This window comes from Streptomyces dengpaensis (assembly GCF_002946835.1).
GTDB classification, from domain to species: domain Bacteria; phylum Actinomycetota; class Actinomycetes; order Streptomycetales; family Streptomycetaceae; genus Streptomyces; species Streptomyces dengpaensis.
In genome coordinates this window covers 5,837,890-5,860,711 of sequence record NZ_CP026652.1, presented here as the reverse complement: position 1 = coordinate 5,860,711, position 22,822 = coordinate 5,837,890, and the positions used below count along the sequence as shown (strand labels likewise).

The window sequence follows — 22,822 nt, the reverse complement described above, 5'->3', positions numbered from 1 at the left end:
AGCACCAGCATGTCGATCGACGTCAACAACGAGTCCGGAACCGAGGTCGACGAGCAGGCGATCCTCGACATCGCCCGGTACGCGCTCGCGCGGATGCGCATCCACCCGCTCTCCGAGCTCTCGGTGATCGTCGTGGACGCCGACGCCATGGAACAGCTGCACATCCAGTGGATGGATCTGCCCGGCCCCACCGATGTCATGTCCTTTCCCATGGACGAGCTGCGGCCGCCGTCGAAGGACGACGACGAGCCGCCGCAGGGCCTCCTCGGTGACATCGTGCTCTGCCCGGAGGTCGCCGAGCGGCAGGGCAAGGACGCCGAGACGCGGCACTCCATGGACGAGGAGCTCCAGCTGCTCACCGTCCATGGGGTGCTGCACCTGCTCGGCTACGACCACGAGGAAGCGGACGAGAAGGCCGAGATGTTCGGTCTGCAGGCCGCCATCGTGGACGGCTGGCGCGCGGAAAAGGGCATGACAGGCCCCTCTCCCGCCCCGACCGTGTCATGAGCCCCCAGCTCGTCATCGGCGCCGTCCTGCTGGTTGTCGTCGCCTGGCTCGCCGCCTGCGCGGAGGCGGGCCTCGCGCGCGTCTCCAGCTTCCGCGCCGAGGAAGCCGTGCGCAGCGAACGCCGCGGCAGCGCCAAGCTCGCGCAGGTCGCCGCCGACCCGACCCGCTACCTCAATGTCGCGCTGCTCGTGCGCGTCGCCTGCGAGATGGCGGCCGCCGCGGTGGTCACGTACGCCTGCCTGAAGGAGTTCGACAGGACCTGGCAGGCGCTCACCGTCGCGATCGCGGTCATGGTCCTCGTGTCGTACGTCGCGGTCGGCGTCTCCCCGCGCACCATCGGCCGCCAGCACCCGCTGAACACGGCGACGGCGGCCGCGTACGTCCTGCTGCCGCTGGCGCGGATCATGGGCCCGATCCCGCCGCTCCTGATCCTCATCGGCAACGCGCTGACGCCCGGCAAGGGCTTCCCGCGCGGCCCGTTCGCCTCCGAGGCCGAGTTGCGCGCGTTGGTCGACCTCGCCGAGAAGGAGTCGCTGATCGAGGACGAGGAGCGCCGCATGGTGCACTCGGTCTTCGAGCTGGGTGACACCCTCGTACGGGAAGTCATGGTTCCCCGCACGGACCTCGTCAGCATCGAGCGGTTCAAGACCATCCGGCAGGCGCTGACCCTGGCGCTGCGGTCGGGCTTCTCGCGCATCCCCGTGACCGGGGAGAACGAGGACGACGTCGTCGGGATCGTGTATCTGAAGGACCTCGCCCGCAAGACGCACATCAGCCGGGACGCGGAGAGCGAGCTGGTGTCGACCGCGATGCGGCCCGCCAGCTTCGTGCCCGACACGAAGAACGCGGGCGATCTGCTGCGCGAGATGCAGCAGGAGCGCAACCACGTCGCCGTCGTCATCGACGAGTACGGCGGCACGGCCGGCATCGTCACCATCGAGGACATCCTCGAGGAGATCGTCGGCGAGATCACCGACGAGTACGACCGCGAGCTGCCGCCCGTCCAGGAACTCGGCGACGACCGGTACCGCGTCACCGCCCGCCTCGACATCGGCGACCTCGGCGAGCTGTACGGCTTCGAGGCGTACGACGACGAGGACGTGGAGACGGTGGGCGGACTGCTGGCCAAGGCGCTCGGGCGGGTCCCGATCGCCGAGGCCTCGTCGGTCGTGGAGCTGCCCGACGGGCGGGAGCTGCGGCTGACGGCGGAGGCCGCGGCCGGGCGCCGCAACAAGATCGTCACGGTGCTCGTCGAGCCGGTCGGCCCGGTGGATCCGCCCGAGGAGGAGCAGCCGGAGTGACTCCGAAGCAGCTGCGCGCGTTCTGCCTGTCCTTCAACGCGACCGTCGAGGACTTCCCCTTCAACCCGGAGACCTCGGTCTTCAAGGTGCTGGGGAAGATGTTCGCCCTCACGAACCTGGCGGCCCGTCCCCTCACGGTCAACCTGAAGTGCGACCCGGAAGACGCGGTCCGGCTGCGCGGCGAGTACCCGGGGCTGATCATCCCCGGCTATCACATGAACAAGAGGCACTGGAACACGGTGACGGTCGACGGCGAGCTCCCGGACCGCCTGGTCCGGGAGCTCGTCGAGGATTCGTACGATCTCGTCGTCGCCGGTCTGCCGAAGGCCGAGCGGCTCCGCCTCGACCGTCCCTGACGGCTGGTGCCCCCTTGGGCGGAGGAGCGCGGTGCGGGTTCGTATGCTCGGGGCATGACGGACAGCGCGCTTGACCCCGAGGACCGCAAGATCGTCACCCTGGCCCGTTCCGCGCGGGCGCGTAACGGTGTGCCCGAGGGGGCGGCCGTGCGGGACGAGACCGGCCGTACGTATGTCGCCGGGACCGTGGCTCTGCCCTCCCTGCGGCTGAGCGCCCTGCAGACCGCGGTGGCGATGGCGGTGGCTTCGGGGGCGAAGTCGCTGGAGGCCGCGGCGGTGGTGTCCGAGGCGGACGCCGTGCCCGCGGAGGACCTGGGGGCTGTACGGGACCTTGGCGGGGACGGGACGCCGGTGCTCCTCGCGGGGCCCGACGGGGCGGTTCGGGTCGTCGTGACCGCGGGCTGAGTTTTTCGCCCCCTCCGCCCCTGCCCGTCCCGAATCTGGGGGGCTCCGCCCCCCAGACCCCCGTGTCGCGCTTCGCACGATGCCGGACGAGGCCGCGGCCGCCCTGAGAGCCGTCGAGGACGCGGGACGGGGCGCGATGACCGATCTGCGGCATCTGCTGGGCCTGTTGGCGCCGTCGCCGAACGGCGAGGAGCCGGAACCGAGTTCGGGCGGAAGCCCTGGCGGCGACGTCGGTACGGCGGGGCTGGCGCCGCAGCCCGGCCTTGACCGGCTGGGACCACTCGTCGACCGGATATCGTTCGCCGGGCTGCCCGTCGAGGTGCGGATCTCGGGCGAGCCGCGCCCGCTGCCGGAGGGGATCGACGTGACCGCGTACCGGATCATCCAGGAGGCGCTGACCAACGCGCTCAAGCACGGCGACGGCGGCAAGGCCGAGGTGACCGTGCGCTACGCGGACCACGCCCTGCGCGTGGAGGTGCTGAACACCGGCCCGAGCATGCTGACCGGCGCGGCGCCCGCGCCGCTGCCGCGGCCCAAGACGGGGACCGGCCGTGGACTCCTCGGCCTGCGCGAGCGGGTCGCGGTGTACGGCGGGGACCTGGACGCCCGGCGGCGGCTCGGCGGCGGCTACCGGGTGCGGGCCCGCATCCCCTTGGACCGCCCGTGACGGCGGCCGCGGCGGAGCCGGCTCCCCGCGTGCTCATCGCCGATGACCAGACGCTGATCAGGACGGGTTTCCGGCTGATCCTGGCGGCCCGCGGCATCGAGGTGGTGGGCGAGGCGGCGGACGGCACGGAGGCGGTGGCGGCGGCGCGCGAACTGCGCCCGGACGTCGTGCTGATGGACATCCGTATGCCGAACATGGACGGCCTGGAGGCCACCCGCCGCATTCTGGCGCAGGCTCCGGAGTGCCGGGTGCTCATGCTGACCACGTTCGACCTGGACCGCTATGTGTACGCGGCGCTGTCGCTCGGGGCGAGCGGCTTCCTGCTGAAGGACGTCACGCCGGAACATCTGGCGGCGGCCGTACGGCTGGTCGACACGGGCGACGCCCTGCTGGCCCCGTCGATCACCCGACGCCTGGTGGAGCGCTTCGCGCCGGCGGTGGCCGACCCGCCCGCCGTGCACGCGGACCTCTCGGCCCTGACGCCCCGTGAGCTGGAGGTCCTGACGCTGCTGGGCCGCGGCCTGTCCAACGCCGAGCTGGCCGCGCGGCTGGTCCTCAGCGAAGCCACCGTGAAGTCCCATGTGACCCGCATCTTCGCCAAGCTGGCCCTGCGCGACCGCGCCCAGGCGGTCGTCCTCGCGTACGAGACAGGCCTGGTCGTTCCAGCCCGTCCGGCGTTTGAGGACAAGGCCGTTCAGGCCGATACGGGGGGTCTGGGGGGCGGAGCCCCCCAGAGACGGGACGGGTAGGGGCGGAGGGGGCGAAAACCCCGACGGCCACGGCCACCCGCCCCGCTCGCCTCAGAAGCCCAGCTTCCGCAGCTGCCGGGGGTCCCGCTGCCAGTCCTTGGCGACCTTCACATGGAGGTCCAGGAACACCGGCGTGCCGAGCAGCGCCTCGATGTGCTTGCGGGACTTGATGCCGACTTCCTTGAGGCGCTTGCCCTTCGGGCCGATGATGATGCCCTTCTGGCTGGGGCGCTCGATGTAGACGAAGGCATGGATGTCGAGGAGGGGCCTGTCGGCGGGGCGGTCCTCGCGGGGGAGCATCTCCTCGACGACGACGGCGATGGAGTGGGGCAGCTCGTCGCGGACGCCTTCGAGCGCGGCCTCGCGGATCAGCTCCGCCACCATGACCTGCTCCGGCTCGTCCGTCAGCTCGCCGTCGGGATACAGCGCGGGCCCCTCCGGGAGGAGCGGGACGATCAGGTCGGCCAGCAGGTCCACCTGCTTGTCGCCGACCGCCGACACGGGCACGATCTCCGCCCACTCGAAACCCAGCTCCTGGGCGAGCTGGTCGATCGCGATGAGCTGCTCGGCGAGCGTCTTGCCGTCGACCAGGTCGGTCTTCGTGACGATCGCGATCTTCGGCGTCTTCTTGATGGACGCCAGTTCCTTCGCGATGAACCGGTCACCGGGGCCGAGCTTCTCGTTCGCGGGCAGGCAGAAGCCGATGACGTCCACTTCGGCCCAGGTGGTGCGTACGACGTCGTTCAGACGCTCGCCGAGCAGCGTGCGCGGCTTGTGCAGGCCTGGGGTGTCCACCAGGATCAGCTGCGCGTCGGGCCGGTGCACGATGCCCCGCACCGTGTGCCGCGTCGTCTGCGGCTGGTTCGCGGTGATCGCCACCTTCTGGCCGACCAGAGCGTTCGTAAGGGTGGACTTGCCCGCGTTGGGGCGGCCCACGAAGCAGGCGAAGCCGGCGCGATGATCCCCCACTGCCTTGAGGGCGTGGGAGGTGCCCCCATCCTCGGACGGCTCAGGTGACTGGTTACGAACGCTCATGGCGCCCATTGTCCCTGATTCACGAGCCCCCGCCGCACGCCGAGCCCCTGATGCGTACGACCCCGCCGCACACCCGAGCGCCTCCGCGCGGTGCGGTGAGCTTCCGGAAACCCCCGCGCAACAGGAAAGGCGCACGTGCACAACCGGAAACGCGGGCCGGTGCCCCTCCGACGATGCCCCCGTCCCCGTCGGAGAGACCGGAGAGACCGTGATCCTGGCCGCCGCCTTCGGCGGGCTCATCGGAGGCCTGAAGCACGCCGGTATGGCGGGCATCGGCCCCGACAGCGTCCAGGGCACCGTCCCCACCGTCCTCTTCGCCACCTTCCAGCTCACCTTCGCGATCATCACCGCCGCGCTGATCAGCGGCGCGATCGCGGACCGCAGCTAGGGGCGTTCCGGCCGTGGGGGCGTACGCCTTCGCCATCACGTACGGCATCGGGAAGCTGATCGACCGGCTCATGGGCTTCCCGGGCGGACGAGGAGCAGGAGCGGACGGGTCTGGACCTTACGGTGCACGCCGAGACGGCCTACGATCACGGGGTCCTGGGCCATGGCGCCCCGGTCTCGTCATCCGTCCCCGCCGCGCAGAAGGTCACGACCCAGGCATGAAGCTCATCACCGCGATCGTCAAGCCGTACCGCCTCGACGAGGTCAAGACCGCCCTCCAGGAAATCGGTGTGCACGGTCTGACCGTCACCGAGGCCAGCGGCTACGGGCGCCAGCGCGGCCATACCGAGGTGTACCGCGGCGCCGAGTACCAGGTCGACCTCGTCCCCAAGGCCCGTATCGAGGTCGTCGTCGAGGACGCCGACGCGGACGCCGTCATCGACGCGATCGTCAGGGCCGCGCAGACCGGGAAGATCGGCGACGGGAAGGTCTGGGCGGTACCGGTGGAGACCGTCGTACGGGTCCGTACGGGCGAACGGGGCCCGGACGCGCTCTGATCACACCTGTCGCCTCGCCTCCCCGCCCACGGCCACCGCTCGCGGCACAGTGGGGGCCATGAACGCAGACGACAGAAACCTTCTTGCCCGGGCGCGTGTGGCGACCAGGCTTCCCGCTCAGGACCTGGACCGAGCGCGCCGTTTCTACTCCGAGCGGCTCGGTCTGGAGCCCGTCGACGAACGGCCCGGTGGGCTGCTCTACCGGTGCGAAGGCGTGGACTTCGTGGTGTTCCAGTCGACGGGAGCCTCGCCCGGCACCTTCACGCAGATGGCGTTCGAGGTCGACGACATCGAGGCGGTCGTGTCGGAACTCAAGCGGCGCGGCGTGGTGTTCGAGGACGTCGACGTGCCTGGGCTTCGGACGAGGGACGGGATCGCCGAGATCGAGGGGAACTACCCGAGCAAGGGGGCGCGGGGTGAGCGCGGCGCCTGGTTCCGGGACAGCGAGGGCAATCTGCTGGGCCTCGGCCAGCCGGTCGTCTGACGCGTGAGCCGGTGCCGCCGCGCGCGAGCGACACCGGCTCCTTCAGGGCTTGGCGTCAGTCGAACACGAACGGGCCCGGGGACTGCGGCGCTCCCGCGGTGCACGTGATGGTGATGCCGAAGACCACCATCTCAAGGGAGCCACCGAATGCCTCCAGGCTGTCGCCGGAGGCGACGGTGCCGTCCAGGGGGCCCACCGTGACCCCGCCGCCCGCTGGGATGGCGGGGTTCTTCGTCCCGCTGAAGACGGTGGTGCCGCCGCCCGTCTTCACCATGGTCAGGGTGGAGCTGACCGAGTCCTCGGCGACGGAGATCGGCGCCGTGATCTCGGTGGAGCTGAGGGTGATGGTCGCGGCCGTGCCGTTCTGGGTGGCCGTCAGGGTGGCCGCGCCGCTGCCGCCGATGCTGCAGGTCGCGTTGATGGTGGCCGTCTGTGGGACGACGGCCGCGGCGGCGGGCGCGAAGGCCAGACCGGTCGCGGCGAGGGTGCCCGCGGCCAACGCCGCGGCGATTCCGAGTCGCTTGCCTCTCATCGGATTCCCTTCCCTTGTACGGGAATTGCCATGTGGGGGTTTCACGCGCCGGACGGCACCGCCCTGTCCGGGCACACCGGCTTCTCACCGTTGCGCAGGTGAGCGTGCGGGGAGATGTGTGCGCGGGCCGCTTCGCGGGGGCGGGGTGCGGGACGCCTCGCGGCGGCGTATCTGACGGTCCGTCGGAACGTGCGGTCCCATTGATGCGCGGGTGGCTCGCGATGGCAAGGGATGCCAGGAGTTTTCCTCCAAGGGTCACGAAAACTGGCCGAAGTTCGCCCGGCGGCAGGCTTCTTCCACCCCGGAGAGGCTGGAATCAGCCCGTCCGGCGTTGACGCACGGCTCGCGCCTCACCCTCGAACACCGGACGGGCCGACGGTTTCCTCGCCCCCGCCGCCCCTACCCATTCCCATACCTGGGGGCTGCCGCCCCCAGCCCCGCGCATCGGCCTGAACGGCCTCGTCCTCGAACGGCGGACGGGCTGAAAGCACCTTCGCCGGCCGGAGTGGGTGGGGGCGCGGCCCGTTGCCCCACCCGCGAGCGCCGGACGGGCCAAAAGATCTGGACGCACGCCCCCACGCACCCGCAGTCGCCATCGCACGGGAGGGGCCGTGCCGGTACATCACATGCCCGTCGCCCCGTTCGGATCTGGAGACGGCTCCTGTAATCCAACGTCTGATCCACCGGCCACGACGGGCGGATGTACCGGCACGGCCCCGACCCACCCACCGGCAGAAAGCGACCCCGGCGCGGCCAGCGGTGCGGGCGACAGCCGGGCGAAAGCCGGACCGCAAACGCCATTGCCTACCCCTGCCCTCCCACCCCAAACGCAACGTGCCCCAGATCACACCATCCCGGCTTCTTCGCACCCCCACCCCCTTGATACAAATTGCCCGCGCGTTCCTGTCTGTCGACAGCCGCCCAACCTCCTTCTTGAACCGCTCCTTTCGCATGCCCTGGGAACGCCCGTGTCCGCCCGCACCACCACCCCCTGGCCCCTCGTCGCCCTTTTCACGGCCGGGTACCTCGCCCCGTATCTGCTGCCGACCACCGTCGGCAGACTGGACGCGGGCCTCCCCCTCTCGACCACGCAGGCCGGTGCCATCGGCAGCGCGCTGCTGCTGAGTTCGGCGACGGCGGGCTTCCTGCTCGCGTCGCGCGTCGACCGCTTCGGACCGCAGCGGCTCGCTCGCACGGGCCTGCTGCTCGCCGCCGTCGGGTACGGCACCGCCGCCCTCAGCACGACCGTCCCCCTGGTCATCGCCAGCGCGATGATCGGCGGCCTCGGCTCCGGTACCGCCACCACGGTCGCCGCGACCGGCATCGCCGCCCAGCGCGACCCGCACCGCACCACCACCCTGGGCCTGCTCGGCGTCTCCGCCCTCGCGGGCACGCTGTATCTGACGATCCCCCACCTGGGCCCGGCCCACGGCCTGCCCCTCGCCGCGATCGCCTGCACGGCGCTGCTCGTGCTGCCCGCGACCGGACACCTCCCCGCCCGCACGCCCGCGACCCAGCGCCCGCGCACCGCGGCCCCGCTCCCCCACCCCCGCTCCGGCCTCGTCCTCGCCGCCGCCATGCTGTTCTGGTCCCTCGCCCAGAACTCCCTCTGGGGCGTCAGCGGCCGCATCGGTCTCACCCAGGCGGGGCTCACCGAGGTCACGGTCGGCGCGGTCTTCGCGGCGGCGCTCGGCGCGGGGCTGCTGGGGGTGATCGGCGCGGGTGCGCTGGGCCCGCGGCTCGGTCAGGCGTGGCCGATCGGCGCGGGCACGGCGTTGATCGCCGGCTGCATCGCGCTCAGCGCGGCATCGAGCGACCTGGCGTCGTTCGCGACGGGCGAGATCGCCTGGAACACGCTCTACCCGGTCGTGCTGTCGTACGTCATCGGCCTCGCCGCGTCCCTGGATCCGCGCGGCCGGTGGGCGGTCCTCGTCGGCTCGGCCTCCTCGCTGGGCACGGCGTGCGGCCCGCTCGCCGGCAGTCTGCTCTCGGCGCGGGCGGGTTTCCCCGCGATGGGCACGATCCTGGCGCTCGGCCTGCTCCTGGTCACCGTCCCGATGACGGTCGTGGCGCTCCGCCCGAGGCGCGCAGCCCAGCGCGAACACCCGGTCGTCGAGTTCCCCCTGGAGGCCCTGCCCGTCCAGCGCACGGCGTCCGGCACGGCCGCTTACGAAACGAAGGCCTACGACATGAAGGCGTACGACATGACCGCCTACGACATGGCAGGACCCCGGCAGGTGGCAGCGACCGCCGCGCCGGGGGCCGGAACCACCTGAGCGCTACGCGAACTCGTACGCCTCGACCTCGGCGATGTACCGCGCCCGCCGCTCCTCGTCGTGCTCCAGGAAGGACGCCTCGAACGAGTTGCGTGCCAGCTCCCGCAACCGCTCCTGGTCGAGGCCGAGCGCTTCGCGCACCGCGTGGAAGGTGTCGCCGACGTAGCCGCCGAAGTAGGCGGGGTCGTCGGAGTTGACGGTGCACAGCAGCCCGGCGTCCATCATGGCGGGCAGCGGGTGGTCCTCCAGGACGTCGACGGCGCGCAGCCGTACGTTCGACAGCGGGCACAGCGTCAGCGGCACCCGGTCCCGTACGAGCCGCTCGACGAGGTCGGCGTCCTCCATGCAGCGCAGCCCGTGGTCGACGCGCTCGACGCCGAGCACGTCCAGGGCCTCGGTGATGTACGCGGGCGGGCCCTCCTCGCCCGCGTGCGCGACGCGCCGCAGACCGAGCGCGGCGGCGGCCTCGTACACCGCGCGGAACTTGACCGGCGGGTGGCCGACCTCGGCGGAATCGAGGCCGATGCCGACGATCCGGTCGAGGTACGGCTTCGCGGCCTCCAGGGTCGCCATGGCCGACTCGGCGGACTCGTCGCGCAGGAAGCACATGATCAGCTGCGTGGAGATGCCGTGTGTCTCCTCGCTGCGGGCGAGCGCCCCGGACAGACCCTCGACGACCGTCCCCATCGCCACCCCACGGGCGATGTGCGCCTGCGGATCGAAGAAGATCTCCGCGTGCCGCACGCCCTGCGCGGCGGCCCGCACCAGGTAGGCGTCGGCCAGGTCGGCGAAGTCCTGTTCCGTCCGCAGGACGGCCATGAGCTCGTAGTACAGGTTCAGGAACGACTGGAGGTCGTCGAAGAGATACGCCTTGCGCAGCTCCTCGGTGTCCGCGTACGGCAGCGTGACGCCGTTGCGCGCGGCGAGCGCGAAGGCGAGCTCGGGTTCGAGGGTGCCTTCGATGTGGAGGTGCAGTTCTGCTTTGGGGAGGGGCATCGAAGCATCGTACGGTCGTTTCCCTGGCACTCCGGAAACCGGCACTCGGACCGCGCTCACCGGCGCCTCGAAACCCCAACCCGGACCCCGCTCAGCGACGCTTCGGAACCGGCACCCTGACCAGATCGTGCGCCACCGTCAGCTCCCCCTCGAACCCGGCGGCGCGGGCCTGCCGCTCGAAGGCTTCGGGCTCGGAGTAACGCTGACTGAAGTGGGTGAGCACGAGATGCCGTACGCCCGCTTCCTTAGCCACCCGTCCCGCCTGACCGGCGGTCAAATGCCCGTGCTCGACGGCGAGTAGCTCGTCCTCGACGAGGAAGGTGGACTCGATGACGAGCAGATCGCACCCCTCCGCGAGAGCGCCCACCCCCTCGCACATCCGGGTGTCCATGACGAACGCGAACCGCTGACCGCGCCGCACCTCGCTGACGTCGTCGAGGGTGACCCCGCCCAGCGAGCCCTCCCGCTGCAGCCGCCCGACGTCGGGCCCCTTGATGCCCCGCTCGGCGAGCCGCTCCGGCAGCATCCGCCGCCCGTCCGGCTCGACCAGCCGGTATCCGAAGGACTCGACGGGGTGGGAGAGCCTGCGGGCCTCCAGGGTGTACGCGGGCGTCGCCGCGAGCACGCCGTCCGCCTCGACCGGCGCTTCCACCAGCTCGACGGTCTCGCGGTAGGCCGTGGCATAGCGCAGCCGGTCGAAGAACCGCTGCCCGGAGCGCGGGTAGTGCGCGGTCACCTCGTGCGGTACACGGTCGAGGTTGATGCGCTGGATCACGCCGGCGAGTCCGAGCGAGTGGTCGCCGTGGAAGTGGGTGACACAGATCCGGTGCAGGTCGTGCGCGGCGACCCCGGCACGCAGCATCTGGCGCTGCGTGCCCTCGCCGGGGTCGAAGAGCAGTCCCTCGCCGTCCCAGCGCAGCAGATAGCCGTTGTGGTTGCGGTGCCGGGTCGGGACCTGGCTGGCGGTGCCGAGGACCACCAATTCACGTACGGACAACGTCGGTTACCCCGGGGGCCAGTGCATGCCGCGGCCGCCCAGGAGGTGGGCGTGCGCGTGGAAGACGGTCTGGCCCGCGCCGCTGCCGGTGTTGAAGACGACGCGGTAGCTCTCCAGCTGCTCCTCGCCCGCGACCACGCCGGTCTCGCGCAGCATGTCCGCCGTGATGGCGGGCTCGGCGGCGGCGAGCGTTGCCGCGTCCCGGTAGTGGACCTTGGGGATGACCAGGATGTGGGTGGGCGCCTGCGGGTTGATGTCACGGAACGCCACGGTCGTGTCCGTCTCCCGGACCACGGTCGCCGGAATATGCCCCGCGACGATCTTGCAGAACAGGCAGTCGTCCTGCGGCTCTCCCGCCATGCGTGTGCCTCCTCACGCCAGCCGATCATTACGTCGGCATCGTATCGGCCCAGCCGCCTGCCCTGTGTGCGGCTCCGCGCCCGCCCAAAAGGGCGGGCGGGCGGGGAACATCCGCCGCGAAGCGGCGGATCACCCAAGCCACAACGGCGCGGCACCAAAGATCAAAGCGGCGGCGAAGATCAAAGCGGCGGCAAGGCGGGCGCAGCCTTCGCCGGGTTCTCCGACAGCGCCGCCAGTGCGATCCGGATCGCCTCGTCGAGCTGGGGGTCACGCCCGGCGGCGTAGTCCTGCGGGGTCTGGACGACCTCGACGTCGGGGTCGACGCCGTGGTTCTCCACCGACCACTCGTACCCCTCCAACCAGAACGCGTACTTGGGCTGGGTGACGAGCGTGCCGTCGACGAGCCGGTAGCGGCTGTCGATGCCGATGACACCGCCCCAGGTCCGCGTACCCACCACGGGACCGATGCCGAGCGCCTTGATCGCCGCGTTGACGATGTCCCCGTCCGAGCCGGAGAACTCGTTGGCGACGGCGACGACGGGACCGCGCGGCGCGTCCTCCGGATAGCTGTACGGCCGTACCCCGCGCGGAACGTCCCAGCCCACGATCCGGCGCGCCAGCTTCTCGACGACCAGCTGGGAGGTGTGGCCGCCGCGGTTCTCGCGGACGTCCACGACCAGCCCCTCCCGGGCCACCTCGACACGCAGGTCGCGATGGAGCTGGGCCCACCCGGAGCCCACCATGTCGGGCACGTGCAGATACCCGAGGCGGCCCCCGGACCGCTCGTGGACGTAGGCGCGCCGGTCCGCCACCCACGCGTGGTACCGCAGCGGCTCCTCGTCCGCGAGGGGCACCACGACCGCGTGCCGTGGATCCCCGCCGCCGGACGGCGAGATGGTCAGCTCGACCGGCTTGCCCGCGGTGCCGACGAGCAGCGGCCCGGGCCCGGCCACCGGGTCGACCGGCTGCCCCCCGACCGCGACGATCGCGTCCCCGGCGCGCACCGCGACCCCGGGCGCGGCGAGCGGCGCCCGCGCCTGAGGGTCGGAGGTCTCCGACGGGAGGATCCGGTCGATGCGCCAACTCCCGTCCGCGTGACGGGAGATGTCCGCGCCGAGCAGCCCCTGCTCCCGGTCGCCGCCGCCCCATCCGCCGCGCGGAGTGACGTACGCGTGCGAGGTGCCGAGTTCGCCCTGCACCTCCCACAACAGGTCCACGAGGTCGTCGTGGGTGGCGACCCGTTCCAGGACCGGCCGGTATCTGTCCAGGACCGCGTCCCAGTCGACGCCGCCCAGGTCGGGCCGCCAGAAGTTGTCCCGCATGAGGCGGCCCGTCTCCTCGTACATCTGCCGCCACTCGGCGACCGGGTCGACGGTCCGCTGTACGCGTGAGAGGTCGACGGTGATGTTCGTGTCGCTCTCGTCGTCGTTCGAGGCGCGCCGGTCGCTGGGGACGACCTTGAGCTTGCCGTCGGCCCACAGCAGCACCCGCTTGCCGTCGCCGCTGACGGCGAAGTGGTCGGCGTCGGCGGCGAGATACTCGATGCGCTGCTGGACGAGGTCGTAGCGCTCCAGCTCGGTCTTCGGGTCCGGGTCGTCGGGCGTGGCACGGGAGGCGCCGAGCACGCCGCGCACCGGGTGGCGCAGCCACAGCACCCCGTCCTTGGCGGCCCGCAGCGTCGAGTAGCGGGCGGCCTCGACGGGGAACGGCACGATGCGGTCGGCGAGCCCGTCCAGGTCGATCCGGGTCGCGGGCGCGCCCTCGCTGTCGGGCGTCTCGTCCTTGTCGGGCGCCTCGAAGGGGCGGCCGTGCCGCTGCGGCCCGAAGGGGGACGGCGTGGTCGCGGCCAGCGTGATCAGGTACGGCCGGGAGCCGCCCACGAACGCCAGGTCGAAGACGTGCTCGTCGTAGACGGGGTCGAAGGAGCGCGCCGACAGGAAGGCGAGGTGCTTGCCGTCGAGCGTGAACGCGGGCGCATAGTCCCGGAACCGGAGCGGGGTCGCCTCGGTCACCGAGAGGTCGGTGGTGTTGGCCAGCTTGAGCTGGCGCAGCGGGCGCGGCCCGGGGTGCGACCAGGCCAGCCACGCCGAGTCGGGCGAGAAGACGAGGCCGGTGATCTCCCCGTCCTCGCTGCGGTCGACCTCGCGCACCTCGCCGCTCTCCCGCTCGACGAGCAGCACGCGTCCGTCGTGCGAGGCGACGGCGGCGCGGCTGCCGTCGGGCGCCATGGCGAGGCCGAGTACCCGTCCGAGCTGCCCGGCGGCGAGCCTGCGCGGGGTCGCTCCGGGGGCGACGCCCGTGGCCGGGGCGAACTCGAGGGCGTCGTCGCCCTCGGCGTCGGTCACCCACACCACGTGCTCCTCGCCGTCGGCGCGGAAGGTGCGGGGCAGCCGGGCGCGTACGCCGGGCTCGGCGGCGAGGGCGCGGGCCGGGCCCGAACGGTGGGTGACCCAGTGGACGGCGCCGCGCACGGAGAGCGCGCTGCCGCGTCCGGTGTGGTCGGGCACGCCGGCCGAGAACCAGCGCGACGCGTTCACCGGGTGCGGCTGCTGGTCGACGCGCTGCCCGCCGAGCCGGAGGTCCAGCCGGCGCGGCTCGGCGCCCTCCAGGTCGTCGAGGAGCCACAGTTCGCCTGCGGACGCGTACACGACCCGCGTGCCGTCGCTCGCCGCGTGCCGGGCGTAGAAACCTCCCCCACTCTCGGCTTCTCCCCCACTCTCGGCTTCGCTCGAGCGGGGAGACCCCCATGAGCGGGAGGTGCCCCCACCCGGCGTGTGCCGACGCAGGTCCGACCCGTCGGCGAGGGAGGAGTAGAGCGCGCCGACGCCCTCGTGATCCGACAGGAAGGCGATGCGCTCCCCCACCCACACAGGGTATTCGAGGTTCCCGTCGAGCTCTTCATGCAGCCGTACGAACTCCCCGGCGCCTTCCCCGTCGCGGACGCCCCTGTCGATCCACAGCTTCCCCGCCGTACCGCCGCGGTACCGCTTCCACCACGCGGCCTCGCGCCCCATGGGAGCGGACAGCAGGACGACACCGGGGCCGCCGTGGGCGACGTCGCCGACAGGACCGTACGGAAGGGTCGTCGCGGGACCGCCGTCGAGCGGGACGGCCCGCGCCCAGCTTCGCCTGAGGCTCGCCTGCCCCTGGGCGCTGAGCGCGAGGACCTGCCCGTCCGGGGTCCAGCCGCGCACCTGGGTCTTCGCACTGCCCCAGTACGTCAGCCGCTGGGACGGTCCGCCCTCCAGGGAGGCGGCGTGCACCTCGGGCGCCCCGTCTCGCGTCGACGTCCAGGCGACGGTCATGCCGTCCGGGGAGATGCGCGGATGGTTCACCGGGGTGTTGTCGGCGCTGATCCGCCAGGCCCGGCCGCCGCCGTCGAGCGGGGCGGCCCAGACGTCGTCCTCGGCGGTGAAGACGACCAACTCGCCGTGCAGATGCGGAAACCGGAGGTACGCGGAGGGTGCGGACTCTGTCACCCGATCACCCTAAGCAGCGAAAGCGCCCGCCGACAGGGGTTTCGATCACTTGATCCGGGTCCGGCCGGGCCGGTCGTCTGCCCCGGGCGTCTTGCCCCCGGCCCCTTGTGCCCTGCGGGTCACTTGCTCTGAGTCACTTGCCCTGGGACGGCCAGCACGTGGGATCGCCCTTGCACCACATCGTCTTCGTCACGGTGACGGTGACGGTGGGGTCGGGCTGTCCGTTCGTGGGCTGGTACGAGATCGGCGGGGTGGGGGTGTTCGTGGATTCGCAGTTGCCCAGGCCGTTCACGTGGAACCACTCCTTGCCGCCGACCGTGGCGACGAGGTCCCCGCGCACGCACGCGCCGTCGACGGCGCGGGTGACCTTGCCCTTGACGGTGATGTCCTGCCCGTCGTCGGTCTCTCCCTGGCAGTCGACGGAGGCGACGGTGTTCTCGGTCGGCGAGTGCGTCTTGCCCGGCGTATAGGCCTTGTTGTCCCCGTCGTAGGACGCCGTGCAGCTGAGCCAGCGCACGTTCGCGTGCTGCCGTTCGAGTTCCTTGGTCGCGGTCTGGTCGGTCGTGTAGGCGACCGTGGCGGAACTCAGCCCGTTCGGATCACAGGCGACGACTCCGCCCACGACGACCACCGCAAGGCCGGCCACGGCTGCCGTCCGCTGTGTCCGCGGACGGCCCCAAACCCACTTCAATGCCCCCATGGAGGGCATCCTGCCACTGTCCCGGGCGACGCGATAGGGCGTATACGGCCACTCCTCGGCTCACCCGCCACAATCGAGTCCCTCGCCCAACTGAGCATGCCCCGGAGGCCCGTTGCCCCACTCGCGGATCCGCCCCCGCCGGAACACCCCCCGGCTCCTGCCCGCACCGCGCCCCTCCGACGACGCCCCTCAGGGCTCCGACCCGGCGGCGGACCTGGCAGCCGGACCTCCGGCGCCGCGAGGACATCCAACTCCTGCCCGCGGAAAACCCGGAGACCAGGAGGTGTCCCGCCGCATAGCCTGGCGTGGTGGGCAACGACCGCAGGCTGCGCAGGCTCGTCGTGGACGAGCAGACGACCTACTTCTGGAGCTACCGCCAGAAGCGCGGCCGCGACGGCGTCTGGCGTGACGCCCTCACGCTGTACCGCGACGGCACCCGCACGCGTTTCGTCTTCCACGCGGGCGAGGCGGGCTCGGGCCGGTACACGTCCGAAGGCGGCTATTGGATGGAGGGCTGCCTGGCGGACGGCCGCGGCAACCTGCTCAACCTGCGTGAACCCGGCGTCGTACGCGCCCTGGTCGACGAGGCCGGGCGCCGCGGACTGCTGACGGGCGCTGGGGAGCTGGACGGCTGGGAGCTGTTCCGGGCGGTCGTCGTCAGCCGCTCAGCAGCAGCCACTGCTGGAGTTCCACCAGGTTCCCCTCCGGGTCCTTGAGGTGGGCGACCCGCATGCGGTCGGTCAGGAGCACCGGGCCGTGCAGCACGGTCGCGCCACGCGAGGTGATCTGCTCGCAGTACGCGTCCAGGTCGTCCACCCGCAGCACCACCAGGGAGCGGTGCCCGGTCGCCGACTCACCCAGTTCACCCAGGACTTCGGCCATCGCCGCCCGGTCCTGCAGGGCGATGCCCGCCGAGCCGGCGGCGGGGCTGAACTTCTCGTACGGCCCCTCGGTCGCCCCCGACTGGGGCTTGAGGCCCAGGACTTCGCCGTAGAAGCGGTAGCACGCGGCGAAGTCCGAGACGAGCAGCCGTACTTGGGCGAGTTCCACGGCGATTCCCCGTCAGTACCAGCGGCCGGTACGGGCCAGCAGCAGCGCCGTCGCCACGGTCCCGGCGGTCGACGTACGCAGCACCGTGCGCCCCAGGTGGAACGTCCGCGCGCCCGCTTCGGTGAACAGCCGAACCTCCTCGGGGGAGATCCCGCCCTCTGGGCCGACCACCAGGACAATCTCCCCGGACGCGGGGAGTTCGGCCGTCGCGAACGGCTCGGTCCCCAGCTCCGTGTCCTCGTGCAGCACCGCCGCGAGGTCCGCTGTGGCGAGAAGTGCGGCAACCTGCTTGGTCGTCATCGCGTCCGCGATCTCCGGGAAGCGGACCCGACGGGACTGCTTGCCGGCTTCCCGCGCCGTGGCCCGCCACTTGGCGAGCGCCTTCAGGCCCCGCTCGCCCTTCCACTGCGTGATGCAGCGGGAGGCGGCCCAGGGGACGATCGCGTCGACGCCGGTCTCGGTCATCGTCTCGACGGCGAGTTCGCCCCGGTCGCCCTTGGGCAGGGCCTGGACGACGGTGATACGGGGGGACTCCTCCGGCTCCTCCGACACCGCGTGCACGTCGACGATCAGCCGGTCCTTGCCCTCGGTGCCGACCACCTCGCACTCGGCCCAGCGCCCCGCGCCGTCCGTGAGGACGACACTCTCCCCGGGCCGCAGCCGCTTCACGGAGACGGCGTGCCGCCCCTCGGGGCCGTCGAGGACGTAGCGTGCGCCGGCGCCCGCGTTGAAGTGTTCGGCCACGAACACCGGTGCCGTCATCGGACCGCACCCCCGTCCTGTCCCGGGGTCTCTGACAACGCTGTCGTCAACGCCGTCCGTGCGGCGAGGAGTTCGGTGTTCAGTACCTCAACCAGCTGCCCCGCGGGCAGTTCGCGCGCCATGCGGTGGCCCTGCCCGGCCCACAGCGCCATGCCCTGCGCGTCGCCCGCCGCGGCGGCCGCCTTGCGCAGCGGGGAGGTGAGGTGGTGGATCTCGGGGTACGCGGCGGGCGCGTACGGGCCGTGCTCGCGCAGGAAGCGGTTGACCAATCCGCGCGCCGGGCGGCCGGAGAACGCGCGCGTCAGCTCCGTACGGACGAAGAGGGGGTTGGTCAGCGCCTGCTTGTGCACGGCGTTGGCGCCGGACTCGGGGGTGGCGAGGAAAGCGGTGCCGAGCTGGGCGGCGTTCGCGCCCGCGGCGAGGGCCGCGGCGATCTGGCTGCCGCGCATGATGCCGCCGGCGGCGACGATCGGGATCTGCACGGTCTCGCGGACCTGTGCGATCAGCGAGAGCAGTCCGATGCCGGTGCCGTCCGTCTCCGGGTTGTCGCGGTGGGTGCCCTGGTGGCCGCCCGCCTCGACGCCCTGCGCGATGACCGCGTCGGCGCCCGCCCGCTCCACGGCGAGGGCCTCCTCGGCGGTGGTCGCGGTGACGAGGGTGAAGGTGCCCGCGCGACGCAGCGAGAGCAGGACGTCCCGGGTGGGGACGCCGAAGTGGAAGGAGACCACCGGCACCGGGTTGTCGAGGAGGACGGCGAGCTTGGCGTCGTATCCGTCGTCCCGGCCGCTGTCGGGGTCGCCGAGCTCGGTCTCGTACCAGGCGGCCTCACCGGCGAGCTGGCTGGCGTACACCTGGACGGTCGCGGCGTCCGCGAACTCGGGCTGCGGCATGAACACATTGACCCCGAAGGGGCGGCCCGTCAGCCCCCGCACCTGCTTGATCTCCTGGTACATGCCGTCGGCGGTCTTGTACCCGGCAGCGAGGAAACCGAGCCCACCGGCCTCGGACACGGCCGCCGCGAGCCGCGGCACGGAGACGCCGCCCGCCATGGGGGCCTGCACGATCGGGTAGGGGAAGAGATCGGTCAGTGCGGAGGACATGACGGCATGTTGTCACGTCCTCCGCACAGGACCGAATCCACCCTGGCACCAGCCCGTCCGGCGTTTGAGGACGAGCGCGAAGCGCGATGAGGGGGTCTGGGGGCGGAGCCCCCAGGTACGGGACGGGCAGCGACGGAGGGGGCGGAAAACCCTCCCCAGCGCCCCCTCAGTGCCTCGTCAGCGACCGTTGAACGCATCCTTCAGCCGCGAGAACAGCCCCTGCTGCCCCGGCTGGAACTGCCCGGTGGGCCGCTCCTCGCCCCGCAGCTTCGCCAGCTCCCGCAGCAACCGCTCCTGCTCGGGATCGAGCTTGGTCGGCGTCATGACCTCGACATGCACGATGAGGTCACCGCGGCCACCGCCCCGCAGGTGCGTGACACCGCGCCCGTGCAGCGGAATCGACTGCCCGGACTGCGTACCGGGCCGGATGTCGACCTCCTCCAGCCCGTCGAGCGTCTCCAGCGGCACCTTGGTACCCAGCGTCGCCGCGGTCATCGGAATGGTGACCGTGCAGTGCAGATCGTCCCCGCGCCGCTGGAACACGGCGTGCGGCAGCTCATGGATCTCGACGTAGAGGTCACCGGCGGGACCGCCACCGGGCCCGACCTCGCCCTCACCCGCGAGCTGGATCCGCGTGCCGTTGTCGACACCGGCCGGGATCTTGACCGTCAGCGTGCGACGCGACCGGACCCGGCCGTCGCCCGCGCACTCGGGGCACGGAGTCGGGACCACGGTCCCGAAGCCCTGGCACTGCGGACAGGGCCGCGAGGTCATGACCTGACCGAGGAAGGACCGGGTGACCTGGGACACCTCACCGCGGCCGCGGCACATGTCACAGGTCTGCGCGGAGGTCCCCGGCGCCGCACCCTCGCCGTTGCAGCTGTTGCAGACGACGGCCGTGTCGACCTGGATGTCCTTCGTGGTGCCGAAGGCCGCCTCGTCCAGGTCGATCTCGAGCCTGATCATGGCGTCCTGGCCACGCCGCGTACGCGACCGGGGGCCGCGCTGCGACGCCGTACCGAAGAAGGCGTCCATGATGTCCGAGAAGTTCCCGAAGCCGCCGGCGCCGAAGCCGCCCGCGCCCGCTCCCGCGCCGCCCGACTGGGACAGCGGGTCGCCGCCGAGGTCGTAGACCTGCTTCTTCTGCGGGTCCGACAACACCTCGTACGCGGCGTTGATCTCCTTGAACCGCTCCTGCGTCTTCGGATCGGGATTGACGTCCGGGTGCAGCTCGCGCGCGAGCCTCCGGAACGCCTTCTTGATCTCGTCCTGGGATGCGTCGCGGCGCACGCCGAGTACGGCGTAGTAGTCCGTGGCCACTTAGGACTCCGCCAGGATCTGTCCGACGTACCGTGCCACCGCTCGTACCGCTCCCATCGTTCCCGGGTAATCCATGCGGGTCGGTCCGACCACGCCGAGTTTGGCTACTGCCTCGCCGCCCGAACCGTAGCCGACCGAGACCACGGACGTGGAGTTGAGTCCCTCATACGCGTTCTCATGACCGATCTTTACCGTCATGCCCGAATCCCCGGCCTCGCCAAGCAACTTGAGGAGCACGACCTGCTCTTCGAGGGCTTCGAGCACCGGACGGATGGTGAGAGGGAAGTCATGTCCGAAACGGGTGAGATTGGCGGTGCCGCCGATCATCAGCCGCTCCTCGGTCTCCTCGACGAGTGTCTCCAGCAGGGTGGAGAGCACCGTCGCGACCGTACCCCGGTCCTCCGCATCGAAACTGTCCGGCAGATCCTGCACCAGCTGCGGGACGTCCGTGAAGCGGCGGCCGGTGATCCTGCTGTTGAGCCGGGCCCGCAGATCCGCGAGCGACGTCTCGCCGAACGGCGCCGGGCAGTCGATCATGCGCTGCTCGACCCGGCCGGTGTCCGTGATCAGCACCAGCATCAGGCGCGCGGGGGCCAGCGACAGCAGCTCCACGTGCCGCACGGTCGAGCGCGTCAGCGAGGGGTACTGCACGACGGCGACCTGCCGCGTGAGCTGCGCGAGCAGCCGTACGGTCCGCGCCACGACGTCATCGAGGTCGACGGCGCCGTCGAGGAAGTTCTGAATGGCCCGCCGCTCCGGCGCCGTCATCGGCTTGACGCCCGCGAGCTTGTCGACGAAGAGCCGGTAGCCCTTGTCGGTGGGGATGCGCCCGGCGCTGGTGTGCGGCTGGGCGATGTAGCCCTCGTCCTCCAGCGCGGCCATGTCGTTGCGGACGGTCGCCGGGGAGACGCCGAGCCGGTGCCGCTCGGTGAGCGCCTTGGAACCGACCGGCTCCTCGGTGCCCACGTAGTCCTGGACGATGGCGCGCAGCACTTCGAGCCTGCGTTCACTGAGCATCGCGCACACCTCCAGATGTCTTCCCGTGGTCCCCGTGGACTGCCGGCCTGGCACTCAGCGCACGCGAGTGCCAGCGTTTCCCGGCCAGTGTACGGCGGTGAGGTATGGCCCCGGCAAGGGCGGGCCTGCGAAGTCGTTCCCCGCACCCTGTCACGGCTAGCGTCGGCGTATGAGCGTGACTTGGGAAGAGCTGGGGTGGGAAATGCTGGCACCCCGGGTCGGGCGGCGACGGCTTCCGGTGTGGGACTGCACGGCCGGGCTCGTGGTGGGCGAAGGCGCGGCCCTGATGATCGACGCGGGGTCGAGCCTGGCGGAGGGCGCGCGCCTCAGGACCGAGACACGACGGCTCCTCGGCGGCGGCCGCCGCGTGACGCACCTCGCACTCACGCACCCGCACTTCGACCATGTCTTCGGCGCCGCGGCGTTCGCGGGGGTGGAGGTGTTCGGGGCGGTCGGTCTGGACGCGGTCCTCGCGTACGAGCGCGAGCGCGAGGCGCTGCGCGCGGACGCCGTACGCAACGGTCTGGACCCGCGGGACGCGGCGGAGGCCGCGGACCTCCTGGTGCGCCCCCGCCACTTGGTGTGCGGCGAGTGGACCCTCGACCTCGGCGGCGGTGTCCAGGTCCTGCTGGCGAACGTGGGCCCGGCCCACACGGCCCACGACCTGGCGATCCTGGTCTCCGGCACACCGGACTCTCCCGAGGTCGTCTTCTGCGGTGACCTCGTGGAGGAGTCGGGCGAACCGCAGGCGGGTCCGGACGCCGTTCCCTCCCACTGGCCGGTCGCCCTGGACCGGCTGCTCGATCTGGGAGGGGAGAACGCGGTGTACGTGCCGGGGCACGGGGCCGCGGTGAATGCGGCGTTTGTCCACGCCCAGCGGGACGCGCTGGCGGCCCGTTTCGGCGTGTCGTAGGAGTCGTACGACGTCAGGGCCGCGCTTCTCCTATCGTCATCCGAATGCGCCAGTACTCTCCGGACATGACCCCGCCGTGGAAGAAGCCCCGGGCCGTGCCCGAGGTCCCCGCGGACCCCGGCCTGGTGGTCGAGGAGCCCGGCACCGGCTTCTGCGGCGCGGTGATCCGCTGCGAGGCGGGCACGGTGACCCTGGAGGACCGCTTCGGCAAGCACCGGGTGTTCCCGCTGGAGCCGCGCGGCTTCCTCCTGGAGGGCGGGGTGGTGACCCTGGTCCGCCCGTCTGCCGCTCCGGTACGGCCCTCGCGTACCGCCTCGGGTTCCGTCGCCGTACCGGGCGGGCGGGCCCGGGTGGCGCGGGCCGGGCGGATCTACGTGGAGGGCCGCCACGACGCCGAACTGGTCGAGAAGGTCTGGGGCGACGACCTGCGCATCGAGGGCGTCGTCGTGGAGTACCTGGAGGGCATCGACGACCTCCCGTCGATCGTCGCGGACTTCGCGCCGGGGCCGGACGCCCGGCTTGGCGTCCTGGTGGACCACCTGGTCCCCGGCACCAAGGAATCGCGGATCGCGGAGTCGGTGACGAGCGAGCACGCGCTGGTCCTCGGCCACCCGTACATCGACATCTGGGAGGCGGTGAAGCCGTCGTCCCTGGGCATCGCGGAGTGGCCGCGCGTGCCGCGCGGGCAGGACTGGAAGAAGGGGGTGTGCCGGGCCCTGGGGTGGCCGGAAAACACCGGTGCGGCGTGGCGGCACATTCTGTCGCGGGTGCGGTCTTACAAGGACCTGGAGCCGGAACTACTGGGCCGGGTGGAGGAGTTGATCGACTTCGTCACGGACAGCGCTGGGGCCTGACTCCCGCACAATCCCGAG

General features: G+C 71.8%; 24 protein-coding genes and 1 pseudogene. 13 read left to right on the top strand and 12 right to left on the bottom strand.

Translation table 11 applies throughout. The annotated features are described in order from the left end of the window. Positions 1-9 precede the first annotated feature (9 nt). The 6 genes from ybeY to C4B68_RS27110 all read left to right on the top strand — a co-directional run bounded on the left by ybeY (position 10) and on the right by C4B68_RS27110 (position 3,985). Positions 10-507, top strand: a complete 498-nt coding sequence (gene ybeY, locus C4B68_RS27135) for an rRNA maturation RNase YbeY (RefSeq protein WP_099499205.1) — start codon at positions 10-12, stop codon at positions 505-507. Further along, complete coding sequence (locus tag C4B68_RS27130; RefSeq protein WP_099499206.1) at positions 504-1,808, top strand: hemolysin family protein; 1,305 nt, start codon at positions 504-506, stop codon at positions 1,806-1,808. The genes ybeY and C4B68_RS27130 overlap by 4 nt, the downstream gene beginning before the upstream one ends. Continuing rightward, positions 1,805-2,164 carry an MmcQ/YjbR family DNA-binding protein gene (locus C4B68_RS27125; RefSeq protein ID WP_099499207.1) on the top strand — a complete coding sequence of 120 codons (360 nt, stop codon included), beginning with the start codon at positions 1,805-1,807 and terminating at the stop codon, positions 2,162-2,164. Before C4B68_RS27130 ends, C4B68_RS27125 begins: the two co-directional genes overlap by 4 nt. A 54-nt stretch (positions 2,165-2,218) precedes the next feature. Then, positions 2,219-2,569 carry a cytidine/deoxycytidylate deaminase family protein gene (locus C4B68_RS27120; protein WP_099499208.1) on the top strand — a complete coding sequence of 117 codons (351 nt, stop codon included), beginning with the start codon at positions 2,219-2,221 and terminating at the stop codon, positions 2,567-2,569. Positions 2,570-2,648: 79 nt separating this feature from the next. Continuing rightward, positions 2,649-3,236: a sensor histidine kinase gene (locus tag C4B68_RS27115; protein ID WP_240634488.1), complete on the top strand. Its 588-nt coding sequence runs from the start codon at positions 2,649-2,651 to the stop codon at positions 3,234-3,236. Continuing rightward, a complete protein-coding gene (locus C4B68_RS27110) occupies positions 3,233-3,985 on the top strand; it encodes a response regulator (RefSeq protein WP_099499209.1) in 753 nt (250 codons plus the stop codon). The genes C4B68_RS27115 and C4B68_RS27110 overlap by 4 nt, the downstream gene beginning before the upstream one ends. A gap of 51 nt (positions 3,986-4,036) precedes the next feature. On the opposite strand, the gene era is transcribed toward C4B68_RS27110, so the two are convergent. Next, entirely contained in the window at positions 4,037-5,029 is a 993-nt protein-coding gene (gene era, locus C4B68_RS27105) for a GTPase Era (protein ID WP_180289156.1), read from the bottom strand. 220 nt (positions 5,030-5,249) lie between these two features. Here era and C4B68_RS42105 point away from each other — a divergent pair. The 3 genes and pseudogenes from C4B68_RS42105 to C4B68_RS27085 all read left to right on the top strand — a co-directional run. After that, a pseudogene (locus C4B68_RS42105) lies at positions 5,250-5,405 on the top strand (ammonium transporter); the annotation flags it as partial. A 220-nt stretch (positions 5,406-5,625) separates the two neighbouring features. Beyond that, entirely contained in the window at positions 5,626-5,964 is a 339-nt protein-coding gene (locus tag C4B68_RS27090; protein ID WP_099499211.1) for a P-II family nitrogen regulator, read from the top strand. 58 nt (positions 5,965-6,022) lie between these two features. After that, entirely contained in the window at positions 6,023-6,448 is a 426-nt protein-coding gene (locus C4B68_RS27085) for a VOC family protein (protein WP_099499212.1), read from the top strand. A gap of 55 nt (positions 6,449-6,503) precedes the next feature. Here C4B68_RS27085 and C4B68_RS27080 read toward each other — a convergent pair whose 3' ends face one another. Beyond that, positions 6,504-6,980, bottom strand: a complete 477-nt coding sequence (locus C4B68_RS27080) for a hypothetical protein (protein ID WP_099499213.1) — start codon at positions 6,978-6,980, stop codon at positions 6,504-6,506. A 968-nt stretch (positions 6,981-7,948) separates the two neighbouring features. On the opposite strand from C4B68_RS27080, the gene C4B68_RS27075 reads away from it, so the two are divergent. Continuing rightward, positions 7,949-9,256 carry an MFS transporter gene (locus C4B68_RS27075; RefSeq protein ID WP_099499214.1) on the top strand — a complete coding sequence of 436 codons (1,308 nt, stop codon included), beginning with the start codon at positions 7,949-7,951 and terminating at the stop codon, positions 9,254-9,256. A gap of 3 nt (positions 9,257-9,259) precedes the next feature. Here C4B68_RS27075 and C4B68_RS27070 read toward each other — a convergent pair whose 3' ends face one another. The 5 genes from C4B68_RS27070 to C4B68_RS27050 all read right to left on the bottom strand — a co-directional run bounded on the left by C4B68_RS27070 (position 9,260) and on the right by C4B68_RS27050 (position 15,788). Beyond that, positions 9,260-10,252, bottom strand: a complete 993-nt coding sequence (locus C4B68_RS27070) for an adenosine deaminase (protein ID WP_099499215.1) — start codon at positions 10,250-10,252, stop codon at positions 9,260-9,262. 91 nt (positions 10,253-10,343) lie between these two features. Further along, positions 10,344-11,249, bottom strand: coding sequence for a ribonuclease Z (locus tag C4B68_RS27065; protein WP_099499216.1), 906 nt, complete (start codon positions 11,247-11,249; stop codon positions 10,344-10,346). 6 nt (positions 11,250-11,255) lie between these two features. Then, on the bottom strand, positions 11,256-11,609 hold the full coding sequence (locus C4B68_RS27060) for a histidine triad nucleotide-binding protein (protein ID WP_099499217.1): 354 nt from the start codon (positions 11,607-11,609) through the stop codon (positions 11,256-11,258). Positions 11,610-11,788: 179 nt separating this feature from the next. Beyond that, positions 11,789-15,088: a S41 family peptidase gene (locus C4B68_RS27055; protein ID WP_099499218.1), complete on the bottom strand. Its 3,300-nt coding sequence runs from the start codon at positions 15,086-15,088 to the stop codon at positions 11,789-11,791. A 133-nt stretch (positions 15,089-15,221) separates the two neighbouring features. Beyond that, positions 15,222-15,788, bottom strand: coding sequence for a hypothetical protein (locus tag C4B68_RS27050; protein ID WP_180289157.1), 567 nt, complete (start codon positions 15,786-15,788; stop codon positions 15,222-15,224). A 308-nt stretch (positions 15,789-16,096) separates the two neighbouring features. Between C4B68_RS27050 and C4B68_RS27045 the strand changes: the two genes are divergently transcribed. Next, positions 16,097-16,504 carry a hypothetical protein gene (locus tag C4B68_RS27045; protein WP_240634487.1) on the top strand — a complete coding sequence of 136 codons (408 nt, stop codon included), beginning with the start codon at positions 16,097-16,099 and terminating at the stop codon, positions 16,502-16,504. Here C4B68_RS27045 and C4B68_RS27040 read toward each other — a convergent pair. The 5 genes from C4B68_RS27040 to hrcA all read right to left on the bottom strand — a co-directional run bounded on the left by C4B68_RS27040 (position 16,446) and on the right by hrcA (position 21,037). After that, positions 16,446-16,838 carry a VOC family protein gene (locus C4B68_RS27040; protein ID WP_099499220.1) on the bottom strand — a complete coding sequence of 131 codons (393 nt, stop codon included), beginning with the start codon at positions 16,836-16,838 and terminating at the stop codon, positions 16,446-16,448. The two genes, C4B68_RS27045 and C4B68_RS27040, sit on opposite strands and share 59 nt — an antisense overlap. Before the next feature lie 12 nt (positions 16,839-16,850). Further along, on the bottom strand, positions 16,851-17,600 hold the full coding sequence (locus tag C4B68_RS27035) for a 16S rRNA (uracil(1498)-N(3))-methyltransferase (RefSeq protein WP_099499221.1): 750 nt from the start codon (positions 17,598-17,600) through the stop codon (positions 16,851-16,853). Then, positions 17,597-18,700, bottom strand: a complete 1,104-nt coding sequence (locus C4B68_RS27030; RefSeq protein ID WP_099499222.1) for a nitronate monooxygenase — start codon at positions 18,698-18,700, stop codon at positions 17,597-17,599. The genes C4B68_RS27035 and C4B68_RS27030 overlap by 4 nt, the downstream gene beginning before the upstream one ends. Before the next feature lie 177 nt (positions 18,701-18,877). After that, complete coding sequence (gene dnaJ / locus C4B68_RS27025) at positions 18,878-20,020, bottom strand: molecular chaperone DnaJ (RefSeq protein WP_099499223.1); 1,143 nt, start codon at positions 20,018-20,020, stop codon at positions 18,878-18,880. Next, positions 20,021-21,037 (bottom strand): heat-inducible transcriptional repressor HrcA, encoded by a 1,017-nt coding sequence (hrcA, locus tag C4B68_RS27020; protein WP_099499224.1) that lies wholly within the window; start codon positions 21,035-21,037, stop codon positions 20,021-20,023. A gap of 169 nt (positions 21,038-21,206) precedes the next feature. Here hrcA and C4B68_RS27015 point away from each other — a divergent pair, with 169 nt between their 5' ends. Next, positions 21,207-21,950 carry an MBL fold metallo-hydrolase gene (locus tag C4B68_RS27015; RefSeq protein WP_099499225.1) on the top strand — a complete coding sequence of 248 codons (744 nt, stop codon included), beginning with the start codon at positions 21,207-21,209 and terminating at the stop codon, positions 21,948-21,950. A 44-nt stretch (positions 21,951-21,994) separates the two neighbouring features. Then, positions 21,995-22,804 (top strand): DUF3097 domain-containing protein, encoded by an 810-nt coding sequence (locus C4B68_RS27010; RefSeq protein WP_099499226.1) that lies wholly within the window; start codon positions 21,995-21,997, stop codon positions 22,802-22,804. Positions 22,805-22,822: the final 18 nt, after the last annotated feature.